We start from the raw sequence: 19,644 nt of genomic DNA on the forward strand, positions 1-19,644 counted from the left end.
TGCGCGAGGGCTTGCGCATATTGAAGGACGAGCCGGAGCGCCGCGCCCGCCTCTCCGCTCTGGTGGGACGCGCGGGCGAAAAGCTCGGCGCCATGGGCTGGCCGGCCAGCGGCTCGCAGATCGTGCCGGTGATCCTCGGTTCCAATGCGCGGGCGGCGGCGGTGGCCGCGCATGTGCGCGCGGCGGGATTCGATTGCCGCGCCATCCGCCCGCCCACGGTGCCGGAAGGCACCGCGCGACTGCGCATTTCGCTCACCTTGAACGTGGATGAGGCCATCGTGGACGGCCTCATGGGCGCCATCGCCGAGGCGCTGGAGCAGGTTGCGGCATGAGCCTTCCCCTGGTCGTGACGGGCACCGATACGGGTATCGGCAAGACCGTCTTTTCCGCCGCCCTCGCGGGCGCGCTCGGCGCGCATTATTGGAAGCCGGTGCAATCGGGCCTGGACGAAGAGACCGACAGCGAACTGGTGCGGCGGCTCGCCCGCCTGCCTGCCAATCGCATTCTGCCCGAGGCCTATCGCCTGAACACCCCGGCCTCGCCCCATCTGGCGGCGGAGCTGGACGGCGTCGCCATTGATCCCGGCGCCCTGATGCCGCCCACGGTCGAAGGCCCGCTGGTGATCGAGGGGGCGGGCGGGCTCATGGTGCCGCTGACGCGCACGCTGCTCACCATCGACCAGTTCGCGCACTGGGGTTTTCCCGTGGTGCTGTGCGCGCGCACGCAGCTCGGCACCATCAACCACACGCTGCTTTCGGTGGAAGCCCTGAAGCGGCGCGGCATCCCGCTGCTGGGCATCGCCTTCGTCGGCGACGAGATGGCCGACAGCCAGGAGACCATCGGCGCCTTTTCCGGCACGAAGATCGTGGGCCGCTTGCCGCGCCTCGTTCCCTTGACCCCCGATGCGCTGGCGGCCGCCTTTTCGGCCGCCTTCGACCTCGCCGATTTTGCGCCGAAGCGCGCGGGAACCTGATGATGAGCCCCTCTCCCGTCTGGCACCCCTTCTTCCAGCACGCGACCGAACCCACGCCGCCGCTGATCGCGCGAACCGAAGGCGCCTATCTGGAAACGGCGGAGGGCAAGCGCATCCTTGATGCCATTTCCTCCTGGTGGGTGATCACCCACGGCCATCGCCACCCGCCGATCATGGAGGCGATCCGCGCGGCGTCCCAGGATCTGGACCAGATCATTTTCGCCGGTTTCACCCATGCCCCGGCCGAAGCGTTGGCCCGCGAACTGGTGAAGCTCGCCCCGGCCGGGCTGGAGCATGTGTTCTATTCGGATTCCGGCTCGACCAGCGTGGAAGTGGCGCTGAAGATGGCGCTCGGCACGTTCCGCAATCGCGGAGAGGCGCGCAGCCGCATCGTGGTGATGGAGGACAGCTATCACGGCGATACCATCGGAACCATGAGCGTGGGCGCGCGCGGCGTGTTCAATGCCGCCTATGAGCCGCTGCTGTTCGAGGTGGATACCATCCCCTTCCCCGCGCCGGGCCGCGAACAGGAGACGCTCGACGCCTTCGAAGCCTTCGCCCGCACCGGAAAGGCCGCCGCCCTCATCGTCGAGCCGCTGATCCTCGGCTCCGGCGGCATGCGCATGTATGGGCCGCAGGTGCTGGCGGAGCTGAAGCGCATCGCGCAAGCGACCGGCACCTTGTTCATCGCCGACGAGGTGATGACCGGCTGGGGCCGCACCGGCACGTTGTTCGCCTGCGAGCAGGCCGGCATCGCGCCCGACATATTATGCACCTCCAAGGGCCTAACCGGCGGGGCGATCCCACTCGCCGCGACCCTCGCCACCGCAGAGGTGTTCGCCGCGCATTATTCCACCGACCGGGCCAAGACCTTCTTCCATTCCTCCTCTTATACGGCGAACCCCATCGCCTGCGCCGCGGGCCTCGCCAATGTGCGGGTGTGGCAGGACGAGCCAGTGCGGGAGCGGGTCGCGACGCTCTGCGCGCTCCAGGCCGAGCGCATCGCGCATTTCGCGGGGGATACGCGGTTTGAAAATCCCCGGCGTTGCGGCACCATCACGGCGCTGGACCTCAAGGTGCCGCAGGGCGGCTATCTCGCCGAAGTCGGGCCGAAGCTGCGGGCCTTCTTTTTGGAGCGCGGCTTCCTGGTGCGCCCGCTCGGCAATGTGCTCTATCTGATGCCGCCTTATTGCATCACCCCCGCCGAGCTGGATGCCCTCTATGGGGCCATTGATGCGGCGGCGGGCCAGTTCGGAACCGCGTCATGAGCGCTTTTTCCACCAGCCGCATCATCGGCTTCGGCCACGCCGTGCCAGGACGCGAGGTGCTGAACGCCGAGCTGGAAGCGCAATTGGGGCTGGAGGCCGGCTGGATCGCCCGGCGCACCGGCATCGAGGCGCGCCGCTGGGCGGAGCCTGGCGACACGCTCTCGGGCCTAGCCCAGGGCGCGGCGGAAATGGCCCTTGCCGAGGCGGATCTTCCACGCGACGCCATCGGCCTGACCTTGCTCGCCACCTCGACGCCGGACCAATTGCTGCCACCGACCGCGCCGCTGCTGGCCCACCGGCTGGGGCTCTCCCGCTCCGGCGCGGCGGATCTGGCGGGCGCGTGCGCCGGCTTTCTCTATGCGCTGGTGCTCGCGGAAGGCTTCGTGCGGCTGCACCGCAAGCCGGCCCTGGTGGTGGCGGCCAATATCCTCAGCCGCCGGATCAATCCCGCCGAACGCGGCAGCGCGGTGTTGTTCGCCGATGCGGCGGGCGCGGTGGTGCTGGCCCCCTCGACCGAGCCGGACACCGGCATCCTCGGCGTCTCGCTCGCTTCCGACGGCGCCGGCTATGATCTCGTCGCGATTCCCGGCGGCGGCAGCAGCCGGCCGTTCGCGCCCGATCTGCCGTTTGAAGAAACGCGCATGACCATCACCGACGGCCGTGAGCTTTACGTCCAGGCGGTGCGGATGATGACCGAGTCCGCCAAGGCCGCGCTCGATACCGCCGGCCTGGACGCCGGCGCGGTGGATTGGCTGGCGCCGCACCAGGCCAATGCGCGCATGCTGGACATGGTGGCCCATCAGCTCGGCATCGCGCCGGAAAAGGTGGTGCGCAGCATCGCCCGCTACGGCAATTCCTCGGCCGCGACCATTCCTTTATCCCTGTCCCTCGCGCATCGGGGCCGCGCATTCCGGCGCGGGGAAACCCTGGTGCTCACGGCAGCCGGGGCTGGCCTGACTGGCGGCGCCTGCGCGCTGCGGCTCTGAAGGGGGAAATCCATGCGCCTGCACAAGCTTGCCTGCGAAGACCAAGCCGCCGAAACAACGCCAATCGCGGCGGAGGTGCTGATTTCCGGCACGCCGCAGACCCGCGTCTGGGTCACCTATGACGCGCCCGCCGAGCGCCTGTGCACCGGTGAATGGGAAGCGACGCCCGGCAAATGGCGGGTGACCTATGAGGAATGGGAATATTGCCTCGTCCTCTCCGGCCGCTGCATCGTGACCGGGGACGACGGCAGCCGCATCGAAGCGGGGCCGGGCGATGCCTTCGTGCTGGAGCCGGGGTTTTCGGGCACCTGGGAAGTTCTGGAAACCATGCGCAAGCACTGGGTCATCCGCACCCCCGCCTGACGATCACCGCAAGGTCGAGCGGCGCTGAATGAGGTCGTGGGCGGCGAACAGCTCGGCCACCCAATCCACGAACACCCGCAGCCGCGCACTCAGGTGACGGTTGGGCGGATAGACCACATGGAGCGGAAACGGCTCCGTGCACCATGCGGTCAGCACCGGCACGAGATCGCCGCGCCCGAGGGCGGCATGGGCGAGGAAGCTTGGCGGCTGGACGATGCCGAGGCCGGCGACGCCCGCGGCGAGATAGGCATTGCCCTCGTTTACCGCGAGTGTGTAGCGACCGTCGATTTCCAGCGTTTCACCATCGCGCACGAACTCCATCGGAAAGAACCGCCCGGTGTGGGCGCTGAAATAGCGCACAACGGGAAACACGGTGTCCAGCTGGCTCGGATGGGTCGGCGTGCCGTAGCGCGCGAGATAGGCCGGCGCGGCGCAGGTAAGCATTGCAAGTTCGCCGATGCGGCGCGCGACCAGAGAGGGATCGGTGATGTCCCCGGCTCGGATCACGCAATCCACATTCTCGCTCAAGAGGTCCACCGGCCGGTCGGTGACGCCGAGGTCGATCTGGATATCGGGATGGCGGGCGTGGAAATCGGGCAATGAGGGAATGAGGATCAGCAGCGCAAGGCTGGGGCTGATATCGACCCGCAGCCGCCCTTGCGGCGTGCCTTGCTGCTGGGTCATCGACCCGTCCAGTTCGTCAAGGTCCGCCAAGAGCGTGACGGCACGCTCATAATAGGCCGCGCCGTCCGGCGTCACGGTCACGCGCCGCGTGGTGCGGTTGAGCAGGCGCGTCCTCAGATGCGCTTCGAGCTGCTGAATCTGCTTGGTGAGCGTGGGCTTCGGCACGCGCAGCAGATCGGCGGCGCGGGTGAAGGTGCCCGCCTCCACCACGCTCACAAAAGCCCGCATTGCAGCAAATTGATCCATATCAACAGCTCCTTAGCGGGGTTTAGCAGTCATTATTCACGTAGAGAAATAATGTAGTCAAAAAATGCATCTTTATTCAAGCGACATAGGGGCATATCGATGACGCATCGCAAAACGCCGATGAACGATTGGCGGGATTTGCGGCAATCCGGACCCCTGTCATGCCCCTGCCCTGGAGCGAAGATCGAATCGTGATGTCGTGTGGCGATGCCGTTCCGGTGCGCGTTCTGCGCCGGCCGGGCGCCTCCCGCGCCGCGCCGCTCATTCTCCACCTGCACGGCGGCACCTTCATCACCGGCACGCTGGATGCCGGGCGCACCATCGCGTGCCTGCTGGCGCAGGCTGGCGCAACGGTGGTGTCGCTGGATTATCCGCTGGCCTGCGAAAAGCCCTTTCCCTATCCGCTCGACATCGCGTTCGCCGCCCTGGAGGGCCTCAACCGCCAGCGCGCCACATGGAGCACAAAGCGCGCGCCGCTGCTGGTCGCCGGCGAGGAGGCCGGAGGCAATCTCGCCGCAGGCGTCGCCTTGATGGCGCGCGACCGGAAGGCGCCGCCGCTCGCCGGGCAGATCCTGATCTCGCCCATGCTCGACCCCGCGCTTGCCACCTGCTCGATCCGCGAGGCCGATGCCGGCCCGGTCGGCTGCAAATGGGCGGACGGCTGGCAGAAATATCTGGGCTCCGCCGACAAGGCCGCCCATCCCTATGCCGCGCCCGCCTCCGCCTCGCGCCTCACCGGCCTTGCGCCGGCGCTGGTGGTAACGGCGCAAGACGACCCGATGCGGGACGAGAGCGTCCGCTATGCCGACAAGCTGCGCACGGCGCAGGTGTGCGTGCAGGCCCACGTCTTCGACAGCCCCACCGGCTGGCCCGCCAGCCTCTCCGAGGCGGCATCGCGCGAGGCCGCCTGGGCCGAGCGGCTGCGCGGCCTGTTCTCCGCTTTCTTCGCCGAGCTTCGGGCCGCCGTGCGGCCCGGCCTGCCGACACATCCCGCCCTTATCTGAACGCCAGGACCGCCCCATGACCCGGATCATCACCAAGCGCCGCCTCGTGATCGCCGCCCTTGCCGCGACTGCTCTGTCCGCCGGCCTCGCCATTCCCTACGCCCTGCCCCACGGTGCCGCCCAGGCCAGCGATCCCGCGAAGGCACCGGCCGGCGTGCCGGTTTCCGTCGCCGTCATCGAGAAGCGCAACGCGCCGGTGTGGGATGAATTCTCCGGCCGCCTCGAAGCCATCGAGCGGGTGGAGCTGCGCTCGCGCGTCGCTGGCGCCATCCAGGCGGTGCATTTCCGCGAGGGCGCGCTGGTGAAGGAAGGCGCGCTGCTCATCACCATCGACCCCGCGCCCTACCAGGCCGAGGTGGATCGCACCCAGGCCCAGGTCACCGCCGCGGAAGCCCGCGTCGCTCTGACGAAGGCGGACCTGGAACGCGGCCAGCGCCTGTTCGAGTCCCGCACGGTCGCCCAGCGCGACCTCGACGAACGGCTGAACGCCCATCGCGAGGCCCAGGCCAACCTGCGCGCGGCCCAGGCGACGCTCCAATCGGCCGAGCTGAACCTCAGCTATACGGAGATTCGCGCCCCGGTCTCCGGCCGCGTCGGCAAGCTGGAAGTGACGGCGGGCAATTTGATCTCGGCGGGTCCCGGCTCGGTGGTGCTGACCACGCTCGTCTCCACCGACCCGATCTATGCCAGCTTCCACGCAGATGAAGAAGTGGTGCTGCGGGCGCTTGCCGGCCTCTCTCCCGAGAACGGCAGCGATACGCTGCCGCTCGAGCGCATCCCGGTGGAAATGCTCACCGTCACCAGCAATGGCACGCCGGTGCGCGGGCATCTCCAGCTGATCGACAATCAAGTGGACGCGAAAACCGGCACGGTGCGTGTGCGCGCGGTGTTCGACAATCCCGACGGCCGCCTCATTCCCGGCCAGTTCGCCCGCCTGCGCATGGGCCGCACCACGAATGGCGATGCCCTGCTGGTGAGCGAGCGCGCCGTCGGCACCGACCAGAACAAGAAGTTCGTCCTGGTGGTAGATGGCGAGGGCAAGGCCAATTATCGCGAAATCACCCTCGGCGAGCCGGTCGGCAACCTGCGCATCGTCACCAGCGGCCTGTCGGCCGGCGAGCGCGTGGTGGTGAACGGCCTTCAGCGCATCCGCCCCGGCGCGCTGGTGGTGCCGCAGACCGTGCCCATGGACGTCACCAAGACCGCCCAGGCCGCCGCCGCCGAAGACGTCGCCCAACGCTGATCCTTCCGGCCCGTTCCCAGGGGATCACCCTCGCGAGGATCTCCTAGGGGGCGGGCCGCTCCACCTGTAGCCGCGTCATCTCCGCTCCCGGGCCACCCGCCCGCGGGGCACGGCCTTTTATGCCCCTGCGGGGGAGGATGTCATGAATCTCTCCAAATTCTTCATCGACCGCCCGATTTTCGCGGGCGTGCTCTCGGTCCTGATCTTCCTCGGCGGCCTGCTGGCGCTGCGGGTGATGCCGATTTCCGAATATCCCGAGGTGGTGCCGCCCCAGATCGTGGTGCGGGCGAACTATCCCGGCGCCAATCCCAAGGTGATCGCGGAAACCGTCTCCACCCCCATCGAAGAACAGATCAACGGCGTGGAAGGCATGCTCTACATGAGCAGCCAGACCACCACCGACGGCCTGATGACGCTGACCGTCACCTTCAAGCTCGGCACCGATCCCGACAAGGCCCAGCAATTGGTGCAGAACCGCGTCTCCCAAGCCGAGCCGCGCCTGCCGGAAGATGTGCGCCGCCTCGGCATCACCACCATCAAGAGTTCGCCCGACCTGATGCTGGTGGTCCATCTGTTGTCGCCCAACGGGCGCTACGACATGACCTATCTGCGCAATTACGCGGTGCTGAACGTGAAGGACCGCCTCGCCCGCATCGCCGGCGTGGGCGACGTGCAATTGTTCGGCTCGGGCGATTATTCCATGCGCGTCTGGCTGGACCCGCAGAAGGTGGCCGAGCACGGGCTCTCCGCCAGCGACGTGGTGGCGGAGATCCAGGCGCAGAACGTGCAGGCCGCCGCCGGCACGGTGGGTGCCTCGCCGGGCGTGGACGGGCTGGACTTGCAACTCTCGGTGAATGCCCAGGGCCGCCTGCAAACGGAAGAGGAGTTCGGCGACATCGTCGTGAAGAGCGGCGACAATGGCGAGGTGGTGCGCCTGCGCGACGTCGCCCGCATCGAGCTGGGCGCCGCCGATTATGCCCTGCGCTCGCTGCTGAACAACAAGTCCGCCGTCGCCGTGCCGGTGTTCCAGGCGCCGGGATCGAACGCCATCCGCATCGCCGACGAAGTTCGCCGGGTGATGGCCGAAATCAAGGAGAACATGCCCGACGGAGTGGATTATTCTATCGTTTACGATACCACACAGTTCGTTCGCGCCTCCATCGACGCGGTGATCCACACCCTGCTGGAAGCGGTGCTGCTGGTGGTTCTGGTGGTGATTTTGTTCCTCCAGACTTGGCGCGCCTCCATCATCCCGCTGCTGGCGGTGCCAGTCTCGATCGTCGGCACGTTCGGCGTGATGTATGTATTCGGCTTCTCCATCAATGCCTTGACCCTGTTCGGCCTAGTGCTGGCCATCGGCATCGTGGTCGATGACGCCATCGTCGTGGTGGAGAATGTGGAGCGCAACATCGAGCAGGGCCTCGCCCCGCGCGAAGCCACCTACCGCGCCATGAAGGAAGTCTCAGGGCCGATCATCGCCATTGCTCTGGTGCTGATCGCAGTGTTCGTTCCGCTCGCCTTCATCACTGGTCTGTCGGGTCAATTCTACAAGCAATTCGCCCTGACGATCGCCATTTCAACTGTGATCTCGGCGGTGAATTCGCTCACCCTCTCGCCCGCTTTGGCGGCTCTTCTTCTGCGCGGCCACGATGCGCCGAAGGATCGTCTTACCCGCATCATGGACCGCTCGCTCGGCTGGCTATTCCGCGGCTTCAACTCGGTCTTTACCCGCGGGTCGCGCGCCTATGGCAATGGGGTGAAGGGCGCGATCTCCCGCAAGGGCATCATGGTCGCCTTCTATCTGGTGCTGGTCGCCTGCACCGTAGTGCTGTTCCGCGCGGTCCCCGGCGGGTTCGTGCCGGCGCAGGACAAGCAATATCTGGTCGGCTTCGCCCAATTGCCCGACGGCGCCACGCTCGACCGCACCGAAGAGGTGATCCGCCGCATGAGCGACATCGCGCTCCAGCAGCCCGGGGTCGAATCGGCCATCGCCTTCCCCGGCCTGTCGATCAACGGCTTCACCAATTCTTCCAATTCCGGCATCGTGTTCGTCGGGCTGAAGGCGTTCGAGGAGCGCAAGACGCCGGAGCTGAACGGCGGCGCCATCGCCATGCAGCTGAACCAGAAATTCGCCTCCATCAGCGAAGCCATCATCGCCATGTTCCCGCCCCCGCCGGTGCAGGGGCTGGGCACCATCGGCGGCTTCAAGCTGCAATTGGAGGATCGCGCCGGCTTCGGCTATGAGGCGCTGGACGAAGCCACCAAGGCGTTCATGGCCAAGGCCATGCAACAGCCCGAGCTGGCCGGCCTGTTCTCCTCCTACCAGGTGAACGTGCCGCAATTGTTCGCCGACATCGACCGCACCAAGGCGCGCCAGCTTGGCGTCGCGGTGACGGACGTGTTCAACACCATGCAGATCTATCTGGGCTCGTCCTATGTGAACGACTTCAACAAGTTCGGACGCACCTACACGGTGCGCGTCCAGGCCGATGCGCCGTTCCGCGCGCGGCCGGAGGATGTGGGCCAGCTCAAGGTGCGTTCCAAGACCGGCGAGATGGTGCCGCTCTCCGCTTTGCTGAAGGTGCGCTCGGCGGCGGGACCCGAGCGGGCCATGCGCTATAACGGCTTCCTCTCGGCGGATGTGAACGGCGGGCCGGCGCCCGGCTTCTCCTCCGGCGAGGCGCAGGCGGCGATCGAGCGGGTGGCGGCCGAGACTCTCCCCAAGGGCTTCGGCTTCGAATGGACCGAATTGACCTATCAGGACATTCTGGCGGGCAATTCGGCGATCTGGGTGTTCCCGCTCTCGATCTTCCTGGTGTTCCTGGTGCTCGCCGCCCAGTACGAAAGCCTCACTTTGCCGCTGGCGATCATCATGATCGTGCCCATGGGTCTGCTCGCTGCCATGGCCGGAGTGTGGCTCAGCGCCGGGGACAGTAATGTGTTCACGCAGATCGGCCTGATCGTGCTGGTGGGCCTGTCGGCGAAGAATGCGATCCTGATCGTGGAATTCGCCCGCGAACTGGAGTTCCAGGGGCGAAAGCCGATCGAAGCCGCCATCGAGGCGAGCCGGTTGCGGTTGCGGCCGATCCTCATGACCTCGCTGGCCTTCATCATGGGCGTGGTGCCGCTGGTCACCTCCACCGGCGCGGGCGCGGAAATGCGCCACGCCATGGGCGTCGCGGTGTTCGCCGGCATGATCGGGGTGACGGTGTTCGGCATCTTCCTCACCCCGGTGTTCTATGTGCTGCTGCGCCGCCTCGCCGGAAACCGCCCGCTGGTGCAGCATGGCGAGGCCCTTTCGGATCTTCACCCTACAGCCGGAGGCCATGACGCAGACGGGCACGATGCGCCCCATCCCGCGCCCCATCCCGCGCCCCATCCCGCGCCATCGCACGCGTCCTGAGCCGCGATCCACCGGAACGACAAAAGCCGCCCCCACGGGCGGCTTTTTTCATTTGAGGATCAAGATCGAGGACCGCTCAGAACGCGGCGGGCTTCGCAAGCGCGGCCAGCACCGGGCCGGCCACCGCCAGCGCATCGTCCGCGACCGCCAGAAACGGCTGACAGACCGCCATCGGCTCGGGCTGGAATCTTGCCCGCATGCAAAAGGTGTTGAACGGCGCGGCGAAGGCCGCGATTCCGTCCGTCACCTCGGTCGAGACCGCCTCCAGCCGCTTCGAGGATGCGCCAATGCTGCTCTCGACCGGCGTGACGGCACCGGGCAGATCGTCGAGGCCGATGATTTCCCGGTGTGGCGGCGTGAAAAGAAGCTCGATCGCTGCGCGATTGGCGCCCATGGCCTCGAGCCGCTCCGCCGGCAGGCTTGCCCGCGAGAAAAGCCCCTTCAGATTGAACCGCCCCTGGCGCCGGCGACTCTCCTGGGTATCGAGCAGGCACAGGGAATAGCCGAAGATCTCCACGTCGAACATGTGTTCCAGCGCTTGGGAGAAGGATTCGACCAGGGTGCCATCCCACCCGAAGTCCACCAGCGCGACCCGCATCTTGGGGGCGAGCCCGTGGTCCAGGAGGCTACGGAACAAGCCGCGGCGATTGCGGCGCGCCACCTTGAGGATTTCCCAGCGATAGGCTCCGAGGAAGCGTCGCAGCAGCGGCTCGGTGGTGGAATCGATGATGACCTCGTCTCCAAGGCCGATGTCGGCCAGCACAAAACTGGCGGGCGCGGGAATGTCCAGGCGTTGCAGCAGCTCGAATGTCCGCAGGCCGTGTGCTCCCGCCAGAAGCATGTCGATCCGCGTATCGAAATTACGGTCATGCGTGCCGGCCAGCATGATCACGGTGGGGCCGATGCAGAAATAGCCATGGCGGGACAATTGCGGCGCATCGGGATGTTGCGAAATTTTCTCGACGGCAGTGCCCACGCCCGGACAAAGCAGCAGCAGGTCGATGTTGTCGCGCCGCGCCTGTTGATCCAGCCAATGGAGAAAGCCTGTGACTACAGGGCCGCCGACGTGGAAGCCCAGCGCCTTGCAAGATCCTTTGGGCAGCCCGCTGGCTAGACGCTTCAGCCCAAAGGCCACCGAGGCTGCCCCCTCCGTAGGCAGAGGCAAGGCGTCGCGATCCTGCGGGCCGTTCTCCGCAAGATCATCCACGAGGTGGAAAATCCGGTCTGGGGCCACATCAAGGTCGCGCGCGATGCGGATTGCCAGGGCGGCCGCATCGGGCGAACCGATCCCATCATGCGACAGGAAGAGCGGCACCTTGGGCAAGGCATGCTGCGCGAGCAAGTCCTCGAAAAAAGCGGCGGGAAGATGGGTCGAACCCGCAAGGACCGCGCGCCCATTGGCGGCAGCTTCCCGGAACATCGCTTCAACGCGCGGGTTGGGAAGCCACAGGGCAAGCTCGAACCGGCCTTCGGTGCGCTTGGCGAGATTGCGCTCGGTCGGGCTCGCCTCGAGGTTGGCATAGATCAGGTCGAGGGTGAACGGCTGGTCGCCCCCGGTCTGCTGCCGCGCCTTAGCCTCCGCAGCAATGCGGCGGGCCCTGAAGTCGGGCATGCCGACGCTCGCGGCGACGAGGTCGAAGAGGTGTTCCGGCTCCACCAATGGGCGGATGAATAAGGTCTTGCAGACATCGAACCAGACGATATCTGCCGCCTCCATGGCCGCGTTCATTGTCAAAACCGGACCCCTTTCGCCCTTCCTCTCGCACCGTGGTGCACGGCCGCTTCCGCCGATATACCGCGCCGACATTATGCATCCTCCCTCAGGAAGGAACGCGGAATGTCAGGTCGTTCGGGTGCAAATTAGGGGAGAAGAAGGGATCCCGCATGAAGAAAAGTGGATGCGCCACGTCCAGCCGCCTCTTGTCAGCGCGCAGCCGCGCCATTTTTTCCGCGCTGACGTGGTCGATGCCCCGGCTCATGGATTCGTAATGCAGCAGCTCCGCAGCCGGACACACCACATTGAACAGGCCCGCCTCCACCAGGCGGAAGCACAGATCCACGTCGTTATAGGCAACCGGGAATGACTCGTCGAACCCGCCGACGGTTTCGAACTTGCTGCGCTCCACCATGAGGCACGCGCCGGTGACCGCCAGCCAGTTCCCGTCGAGCATGTTGCGCGCGTAATAGCAGGGGTCCTTGGCGTTCGCGCCAAGAAAGGCGTGGCTCGGGCCATCGGCGATATAGACCACGCCCGCGTGCTGAACCCGCTGCGACTTAGGATACAGCAGCTTGGCCCCCACGGCACCGACATGGCTCTGCTGGGCATAGCCGATCATGCGGTCGAGCCAGTCGGGGGTGATCACTTCGGTATCGTCGTTGAGGAACAGCAGGATCGCGCCCGATGAGGCGCGCACGCCGACATTGCAGAGCGCCGAGAAATTGAACGGGAAATCGTGCCGCACCACGCGCACGCCCTCTTCCGCGTCGAGACCGTCCAGATAGGCGAGGGTTTCCGCTTCGCTTGAGCCATTATCGACGATGATCAGCTCGATATTGCGGTAGCTGCTCTTGTCCCGGATCGAACGCAGGCATTGGCGCAGCACGGCCCAATTGTTCTTGGACGGGATGATGATCGAAACGCGCGGCGCTTCCGCCACATTGTACCGCACCCGCATATAGGCCTTCAGGCCCTCCACCGGCTCGCACGTGCCGCTGACGCCGCGGCGCTGCATCGCCTCCAGGCGCAGCCGCACCGCGGCCGAAAGCGCTTCCGGCTTGGCGTCGAACTCGGCCGCCGCGGAGCCCGGTATGATGCGCCAATGATACAGGACCTTCGGAATGTGGGAGATCTTGCGGGTATTCTCCGTGATGCGCAGCACGAAGTCCCAATCCTGCGACCCGTCATATTCCGAACGAAGCGGCCCGACTTTCAGCGCTAGGCTGCGGCGCACGCAGCTGACGTGGCACGTGTACATGAGGCTCATGAGCGTGTCGGGTGACCAGTCCGGCTTGAAGAACGGCTCCACGAACGTGCCGTTGGTCGCGATCTTGTCTTCATCGCTATAGATGAAGTCTGGATCGTCCCGATCGATGCAGGCGGCGAGCTCGTAGAGGCAATCCTCGGTCAGTTCGTCGTCATGGTCGAGAAAGACCAGGAAGTCGCCGCCCGCCAGTGCGATGGCTTCGTTGGTAGCGCCGGAAATGCCCTGATTCACAGTGAGATTCTTGACGATGACGCGCGGATCCTTGAGCAGGGCAAGGGCTTGGCGCACATCGTCGCGGGGGCTGCGGTCGTCCACCAGGATCAACTCCCAGTGCGGATACCATTGCGCATCGACCGAGGCCACCATACGGCGGAGCACGTCAAGCGGGGTATTGTAGAGCGGCACGATGATGGAGAAGCGCGGCGTCGCCCGGAAGCGTGCGATGCGCTCATCCAGATCGGCCGGGCACCGCGGGGCGATGTAAGTATAGCCTGGGGCTTGGCTGCGCCATTCGTAGGTGCCGGTGCGCACCGCCGGGAGCGTGCCGTCCATTATGCCTTTGCGGCCCGGCCGGAAGGCGACATGGCGGGCGTGATGCCCCAAAAGCCCGGCCCGGAAGGCCGGGACCGTGGTCTTGGCCATTCTCCTGTAGCGAAGCGCTCGCAACCAGCGCAACCATGTCCGCCAGACGGCGCCCGGAACCGCTTTCAAGCCGCTGCCGCGCAACCTGTCCGGCACCTGCTTCGACAGATAGTCGGCCAGGGGCGATTGCCAGGGCTCCAGCTCGGGATGTTCGTCACGATAAGCGATCGGACTGAAGGTGGCGCTGGGAATACGGCCCTCGCCCTCGCCCTCGCCATAGAGGATATAATGCCACAATGGATTCAAGGCCGCGCTGCTCACGTCCGGGTATGTCGACAGATAGAAATCGGAATCAAAGGCGGGATTTGGCCAGCAGCCCTCGAAACCGCCGCGCAGCAGGTAATCTACGACCGGCTCGACACCGACCGAATCGGGCTGGCGGTATTGATCCAGGTAGAATTGACGGTCAAAGAGGCCAGAATCCAGAAGCAGCCGGCAATTGGCCTCCAATTTCCCAGAGCCGAACCGACGGATCAGCCGTCCCCACACGCCGCGCCATCCGCGGCGGGCCGACACCGGCAAGGCTCGGATCACCTGAGAAATATTATGCCGCCGACGGCGCTCCACCTCGGCATGTGAGAGTGCAGATTCAAGCCGCAGGCTCAAAACTCCAAGTTCGGTCTCCTGCTGGCGTATGCGCTCTTCGGCCCGGGCGATCTCCTTGTCCAGCGTCGCCCGAAGCGCTGCCAGTTTCGCCGCATGCCCCCCGTCCATCTCCATCAACACGTTCGCTCCCAGCGGCCTCCAGAGATTGCGAGCCGGCTTATTCACCAACACCGCAGACCATGCCTCAAGTGTGGTCAGCCCCCTAAGAACGGTGCGCGCATCGCACACGACGAAGCTTATCGCCTTACCTCAAGATAAAATACTATTATAATGTGATTATATGGACGAGTTCGCATCTGACGCTGCGAACGTCCATTTGAACGTGAATGATACCCTGGCGGGCTGTCGAATCGCAAGGAAAAGTGCCGACCGACCCTTTGGCCTGGAACAATTATGGTGAGGCGTCGTTTCTACCGCGACGGCTCTCGCTGCAGCCCTTGGTCAGGTTTTAGGCTTCGATCGGATTCGCGTGATGGCATCGCCAGAAAAGAGGTGGGGACCGCCTTTTCAGGCTACTCTCACGAAGCCTAGAGCGGGCCGGATACCTGTCGTCGCGTTTGGTACGCACCCTCGCTACGCCACAAATTGCGCGCGACTTAGAACGCAAGCCTGGGCGCCAAACGAAGCGTTCGCAATCGCACCCGGTTAAAGGCGAGATAAGATTTTGAGAGGGACCGAGATCCTACGCTCATCGCTGCGCGGTTCCTTCTCCTCGCCGCAAAATGATCCGCGCAGATCGTGAAAAATTGACCCCCCCCCCCCGCAGAAATACAATGCCTACCTGCAAAAGGTTAAACCTGATTTCGGAAAGATCAAAATATGAAAAATATGCTATTAAATGTAAACGGGTCGTCAAGAGACATAAATGATCGTTATTTTTATAGAGATATACATGAAAATATTGGAAACTTATATATATCCCGGTCGGTTGCTAAAATATTTGGCCTAAATTCGAATAATACTAAATTTATAAATTCGATAATATCGGCAGATCCAGATGCTTTTAGATATTACCTAAATGCACTGGAGGAAGTTGATACAATTTTCCTCATCCTAGAAGATCATTTAAGAGAATCATTCCCAGATCAGTGGTATGATACCGCATTTAATTACATCCGCGAAATTGATCCGACAACTCAAAAACTTGTCGTTCTCAGTCTGGCCGCCAATTCTCATGCGCCTTGGGCCGATCCATACGATGCCGACCTTGCTTTCCGACTATCAAAATCAAAGCTTAACTTTTTCAAGATGCTTTCGGACAGAAGTAAAGTCATTGGTGTAAGGGGTGATTATGAAGTAGAACAATTGAATAAAATTCAAATACATAATACAAAAGCCCTCGGATGCCCATCCTATTTCGAAGAAGGTCGAAATCGTATCGTTTCTACTCCTGAGTGGAGCGCTAACGACGGCAGGATAATCGGGGTCACTGGACAGCTTGGATATTTTATAGATTCAGATGCACATTTTTATCTGCAAGGAGATTATGATTGGCCGATTGTCGAAGTTATATACGGTGAACCGAAATCACTGACATCTCAATGGCAGGAATCAATTGCCCAGGCACCTCGCTTATCGCTTCTACGCGGTCTTGTGACCGAGCGGGTCCATTTTTTTCCCGATTTCTGTGCCTGGAAGGACCATGTCCGGAAAAACTGTAAAGCTGTGATCGGCACGAGACTTCACGGAGCGATCATTGCACTGAACGCCGGAGTTCCTGCTATTGTCACAAACGGCGACACACGATGCCGCTCATCTTGCGCATTTCTGGGAATTCCTTGGCAACCCGGAGAACCCATCAACTCAACCCGGTCTGGAATCCAAAAGCTCTTCGGCGAGATAGATATCGCTGCAGTAAACGACATCTATCAGAGAAGGTTTTCTGATTTTTGCGATTGGGCCCAAGAGATGTCACTTCCTTTAGCTTTTAAGGAAACGGACCTTTCGCCGATTTCTATGCAAAATAAGAGGCCTCCTGATATTGTTGTGCAGAGTTTTGTTAAAATACTTCGAGGCAATATCAGATATAACGATGGAAATGACATCATTTTAGCACCACATTATTGATTATTTCTGTTTTAAAATATGCACAATAATAATGCATTAATATTGTTGCGTTGATATACCTACTTTTATAGGTTGACCACAAGACACGAAAGACGATAGCGGCATTTAGGTCTTAGGAGGTGGAGAGACGCTCGTCCTGAAGGGTGAGGAACCGGCCGGAGGAGAACAACGATCGATGCGCCGGAACGTTTCGCGCGCTCCCGGTCCGTAGGCCCCCGTCTCGAGCTCACACCTCGGCGGGATCAATCGGGCGAGATCAATCGGACCGGACGGATCACCAAAGGGGCGACGGGCATACGCGAACTGGGCTGTTGGCGGCGGCCAACATCATCTTGCGACCGAGCACACGCTGGGCACCGATGAAGGCCTGGGCGGTGCGTATCACCCGGCGTCATGAAGACAGCAGACGAAGGTCGCCCTGGCTCGCAAGATGGCTGACGTCCTTCAAAGCATGTGGCGATGCCGTGCGGAATTCCGATGGACTGCGACCGCGGCGTGATCGACCCGGCCACGGTTCCCTGAACGCCCCGTCGCGGGGCGGGGGATGATTGAGTTCACATGACCTGTCGTCGCAGCCGCTTCACGGAAGAGCAGATCATCGGCATCCTGAAGGAGCACGAGGCCGGATGCCGGTCTCGGACCTGTGCCCCAAGCACGGGGGCAGCGACGCCAGCATCGTACGCCTCCGCCGAAGGCCGCCTTGCGGGCTGCTGCGCTGGGATGAAGGTATGACCTTAAGTTCAGACTTAAGGTGATCAGGTCGATGAAGATCGAGGTGCTCGGGACCGAACGGCGACGGCGTTGGCGGGACGAAGAGAAGGCGCGTATTGTTGCGGAGACGCTGGACAACACCGCGACGGTCAGTGAGGTTGCGCAGCGAAACGATGTCTGCCCGAGCCTCGTTTTCACATGGCGCCGCCAAGCGCGCCAAGGGCGGCTCGTGGGCATCGCCGAGGTCTCGCCGCTCCTGCCGGTGATGATCCAGGCCGAGACGCCACCCGCGGTGAGTGAGACGGAGAGCGGGCCGACGCGACCTCGGCGCGCGACCGGGTTAATCGAGATCGATCTCGGCCGTGGCCGTCGGGTTCGGGTCGATCGTGACGTTGATGCCGCTGCCCTGCGTCTCGTCCTTGACCCGCTGAGCGCTCGATGATCCCGGTTCCGAGCGGCGTGAAGGTCTGGCTCGCAACGGGCCACACGGGCGTGCGCAAGGGCTTCAACGGCTTGGCCCTGATCGCCCAGGAGACGTTGAAGCGCGATCCGCATTCGGGGCATCTGATCGTGTTCCGGGGCCGCCGTGGCGACCTGGTCAAGATTCTCTGGCACGACGGACTGGGCATGTGCCTGTTCGCTAAGCGGCTGGAGCGGGGGCGGTTCCTGTGGCCATCGACGGTCGACGACACGGTGACGATCACGGCCGCGCAGCTCGGTTATCTGCTCGAAGGGATCGACTGGCGGATGCCGCAGAAGACGTGGCGCCCGACCGCGACGGGATGACATAAACCATTGCTTCGGCACTGCTTTGTGGCAGAATCATCGGCGTGATCGAAGCTCCCGATTTGCCCCAGGATTTGGCCGTAGCCCACGCGATGATCCTCGCGGAGCGGGAGGCGCGACTGGCCGTGGAGCGGGTGCAGGCGGGCGAGCGCCTGCTCATCGAGAAGCTCCGCCTGGAGATCGCTCGGCTCCGTCGACAGGCCTTCGGCACCTCCTCCGAACGGGGTCGCAAGCTCGAGCAACTGGAGCTGATGCTTGAGGACGCCGAGGAGACCCTGGCGGCGGCGGAGATCGCAGCACAGGTGGCGGTGGCCGCCGTAGAGCCCTCCGGAAAGGAGGCCCGCGAGCGCCGCCGGCCGATACGCGGTCCGCTGCCGGAGCATCTGCCGCGCGAGCGTGTGGTCGTCCCGGGACCTGCTGTCTGCCCGTGCTGCGGCGGGGATCGGCTGTCAAAGCTCGGAGAGGACGTCACCGAAACGCTCGAACGGATCCCAGCGCGTTGGTTCGTTGTCCAGCACGTGCGCGAGAGGGTCTCCTGCCGCGCCTGCGAGGCGATTGCCCAGGCGCCGGGCCCGTTCCATCCGATCGCCCGTGGTCGCGCCGGGTCGAACCTGCTGGCCGAGATCATCACAGCGAAGTACGCCATGCACCTGCCGCTCCATCGGCAGGGCGAACGGTACGCCCGCGAGGGGGTAGCTCTGACCGACAGCACGCTGGCCGACTGGGTCGGCGCCGTCACCGTCTCGCTCGCTCCCATGGTGGAGCGGATCGAGGCGCATGTGCGTGCTGCCGAACGTATCCACGTCGACGACACGCCGGTCCCCGTCCTGGCGAAGGGCAAGACCCGCACCGGACATCTGTGGGCCGTGGTGCGCGACGACCGCCCCTTCGCCGGTGCCGCGGCTCCCGCCGCCGCATACTTCTACTCGGCCACGCGCTCGGGCGAGCACGTCGAGGCCTGGCTCAACCGCTATGCCGGCCCGATGCAGTCCGATGCCTTCGCCGGCTACAACCGGCTCTACGACCCCAGCCGCAAGCCCGGCCCGATCCTCGAAGTGGGGTGTTGGGCTCATGCGAGGCGCAAGTTCTTCGAACTCGCCGATCTCAAGCGAGCTCCCATGGCGGCGGCGATAGTGAAGGCGATCGACTCCATCTTCGAGATCGAGCGCGAGATCAACGGTTGGCCTCCCGACGAGCGGCTCCGCGTCCGGCAGGATCGCAGTCGCCCTCTGGTCGCCGACCTGGAGGCCCGGCTTCGCGCCGACCGCGCCAGTCTGTCCTCCAAAAACGATACCGCCAGGGCGATCGACTATATGCTTAAGCGCTGGCAGGCCTTCGCCCGGTTCCTGGACGACGGACGCCTCTGCCTCTCGAACAATGCGGCCGAGCGCGCCGTGCGCGGCATCGCCCTCGGTCGCAAAAACTGGACCTTCGCCGGATCCGACGCCGGCGGGCGCCGTGCTGCTGCCATGTACACCTTGATCGAGACCGCGAAGCTCAACGACGTCGACCCGAGGGCCTGGCTCGCCGATGTCCTCGCCCGCCTTCCCGGCCATCCCGCCCGGGCCATCGACCAACTGCTGCCCTGGAACTGGAAAGCCGCAGATCACCTGCAGAATGCCACCTGAGCCACGCCCGCGCCAGACCTCATCCCGCGGCCCTCGCCGGATGCGTACAA

16 protein-coding genes and 1 pseudogene (1 of these 17 cut by a window edge) are annotated in these 19,644 nt (G+C 64.1%); 14 read left to right on the plus strand and 3 right to left on the minus strand.

Annotated features, from left to right (window positions below):
* The 5 genes in view from V5G24_RS22570 to V5G24_RS22590 are tightly spaced (at most 12 nt apart) and all read left to right on the plus strand, a layout consistent with a single transcriptional unit that may run on beyond the window.
* On the plus strand, positions 1-332 hold the final stretch of the coding sequence (locus V5G24_RS22570) for an 8-amino-7-oxononanoate synthase (protein ID WP_394086214.1). The gene continues 808 nt to the left of window position 1, outside the view; the window shows 332 of its 1,140 coding nt (coding positions 809-1,140); its start codon lies beyond the left edge, outside the window; its stop codon occupies positions 330-332.
* Positions 329-973 (plus strand): dethiobiotin synthase, encoded by a 645-nt coding sequence (bioD, locus tag V5G24_RS22575; RefSeq protein ID WP_394086215.1) that lies wholly within the window; start codon positions 329-331, stop codon positions 971-973. The genes V5G24_RS22570 and bioD overlap by 4 nt, the downstream gene beginning before the upstream one ends.
* Before the next feature lie 2 nt (positions 974-975).
* Positions 976-2,241 carry an adenosylmethionine--8-amino-7-oxononanoate transaminase gene (locus tag V5G24_RS22580; protein WP_394086216.1) on the plus strand — a complete coding sequence of 422 codons (1,266 nt, stop codon included), beginning with the start codon at positions 976-978 and terminating at the stop codon, positions 2,239-2,241.
* On the plus strand, positions 2,238-3,227 hold the full coding sequence (locus tag V5G24_RS22585) for a beta-ketoacyl-ACP synthase III (protein ID WP_394086217.1): 990 nt from the start codon (positions 2,238-2,240) through the stop codon (positions 3,225-3,227). The genes V5G24_RS22580 and V5G24_RS22585 overlap by 4 nt, the downstream gene beginning before the upstream one ends.
* Before the next feature lie 12 nt (positions 3,228-3,239).
* Entirely contained in the window at positions 3,240-3,590 is a 351-nt protein-coding gene (locus V5G24_RS22590; RefSeq protein ID WP_394086218.1) for a cupin domain-containing protein, read from the plus strand.
* 3 nt (positions 3,591-3,593) lie between these two features.
* Here the strand turns inward: V5G24_RS22590 and V5G24_RS22595 are convergent, their stop codons facing one another.
* Positions 3,594-4,520: a LysR family transcriptional regulator gene (locus tag V5G24_RS22595; protein ID WP_394086219.1), complete on the minus strand. Its 927-nt coding sequence runs from the start codon at positions 4,518-4,520 to the stop codon at positions 3,594-3,596.
* A gap of 161 nt (positions 4,521-4,681) precedes the next feature.
* Here V5G24_RS22595 and V5G24_RS22600 point away from each other — a divergent pair, with 161 nt between their 5' ends.
* The 3 genes from V5G24_RS22600 (at position 4,682) to V5G24_RS22610 (ending at position 10,170) form a co-directional block, all read left to right on the plus strand.
* Entirely contained in the window at positions 4,682-5,524 is an 843-nt protein-coding gene (locus tag V5G24_RS22600) for an alpha/beta hydrolase (RefSeq protein WP_394086220.1), read from the plus strand.
* Between the two features lie 16 nt (positions 5,525-5,540).
* Complete coding sequence (locus V5G24_RS22605; RefSeq protein ID WP_394086221.1) at positions 5,541-6,767, plus strand: efflux RND transporter periplasmic adaptor subunit; 1,227 nt, start codon at positions 5,541-5,543, stop codon at positions 6,765-6,767.
* 142 nt (positions 6,768-6,909) lie between these two features.
* Positions 6,910-10,170 carry an efflux RND transporter permease subunit gene (locus V5G24_RS22610; RefSeq protein WP_394086222.1) on the plus strand — a complete coding sequence of 1,087 codons (3,261 nt, stop codon included), beginning with the start codon at positions 6,910-6,912 and terminating at the stop codon, positions 10,168-10,170.
* Positions 10,171-10,246: 76 nt separating this feature from the next.
* Here the strand turns inward: V5G24_RS22610 and V5G24_RS22615 are convergent, their stop codons facing one another.
* Positions 10,247-11,899, minus strand: coding sequence for a hypothetical protein (locus tag V5G24_RS22615; RefSeq protein ID WP_394086223.1), 1,653 nt, complete (start codon positions 11,897-11,899; stop codon positions 10,247-10,249).
* A gap of 91 nt (positions 11,900-11,990) precedes the next feature.
* Positions 11,991-14,516: a glycosyltransferase gene (locus tag V5G24_RS22620; protein WP_394086228.1), complete on the minus strand. Its 2,526-nt coding sequence runs from the start codon at positions 14,514-14,516 to the stop codon at positions 11,991-11,993.
* A gap of 705 nt (positions 14,517-15,221) precedes the next feature.
* Between V5G24_RS22620 and V5G24_RS22625 the strand changes: the two genes are divergently transcribed.
* The 6 genes and pseudogenes from V5G24_RS22625 (at position 15,222) to tnpC (ending at position 19,594) form a co-directional block, all read left to right on the plus strand.
* Complete coding sequence (locus V5G24_RS22625; RefSeq protein WP_394086224.1) at positions 15,222-16,469, plus strand: polysaccharide pyruvyl transferase family protein; 1,248 nt, start codon at positions 15,222-15,224, stop codon at positions 16,467-16,469.
* Between the two features lie 171 nt (positions 16,470-16,640).
* Entirely contained in the window at positions 16,641-16,832 is a 192-nt protein-coding gene (locus V5G24_RS22630; RefSeq protein WP_394086229.1) for a transposase, read from the plus strand.
* Positions 16,833-17,027: 195 nt separating this feature from the next.
* Positions 17,028-17,164 (plus strand): annotated as a pseudogene (locus V5G24_RS22635) (transposase); the annotation flags it as partial.
* 68 nt (positions 17,165-17,232) lie between these two features.
* Entirely contained in the window at positions 17,233-17,622 is a 390-nt protein-coding gene (gene tnpA / locus V5G24_RS22640) for an IS66-like element accessory protein TnpA (RefSeq protein ID WP_394086225.1), read from the plus strand.
* Positions 17,619-17,966, plus strand: a complete 348-nt coding sequence (tnpB, locus tag V5G24_RS22645; RefSeq protein ID WP_394086226.1) for an IS66 family insertion sequence element accessory protein TnpB — start codon at positions 17,619-17,621, stop codon at positions 17,964-17,966. The genes tnpA and tnpB overlap by 4 nt, the downstream gene beginning before the upstream one ends.
* A gap of 44 nt (positions 17,967-18,010) precedes the next feature.
* Positions 18,011-19,594: an IS66 family transposase gene (gene tnpC, locus V5G24_RS22650; RefSeq protein WP_394086227.1), complete on the plus strand. Its 1,584-nt coding sequence runs from the start codon at positions 18,011-18,013 to the stop codon at positions 19,592-19,594.
* Positions 19,595-19,644 lie beyond the last annotated feature (50 nt).

The organism is Roseixanthobacter finlandensis, from assembly GCF_043195105.2.
Taxonomy (GTDB): domain Bacteria; phylum Pseudomonadota; class Alphaproteobacteria; order Rhizobiales; family Xanthobacteraceae; genus NCEH01.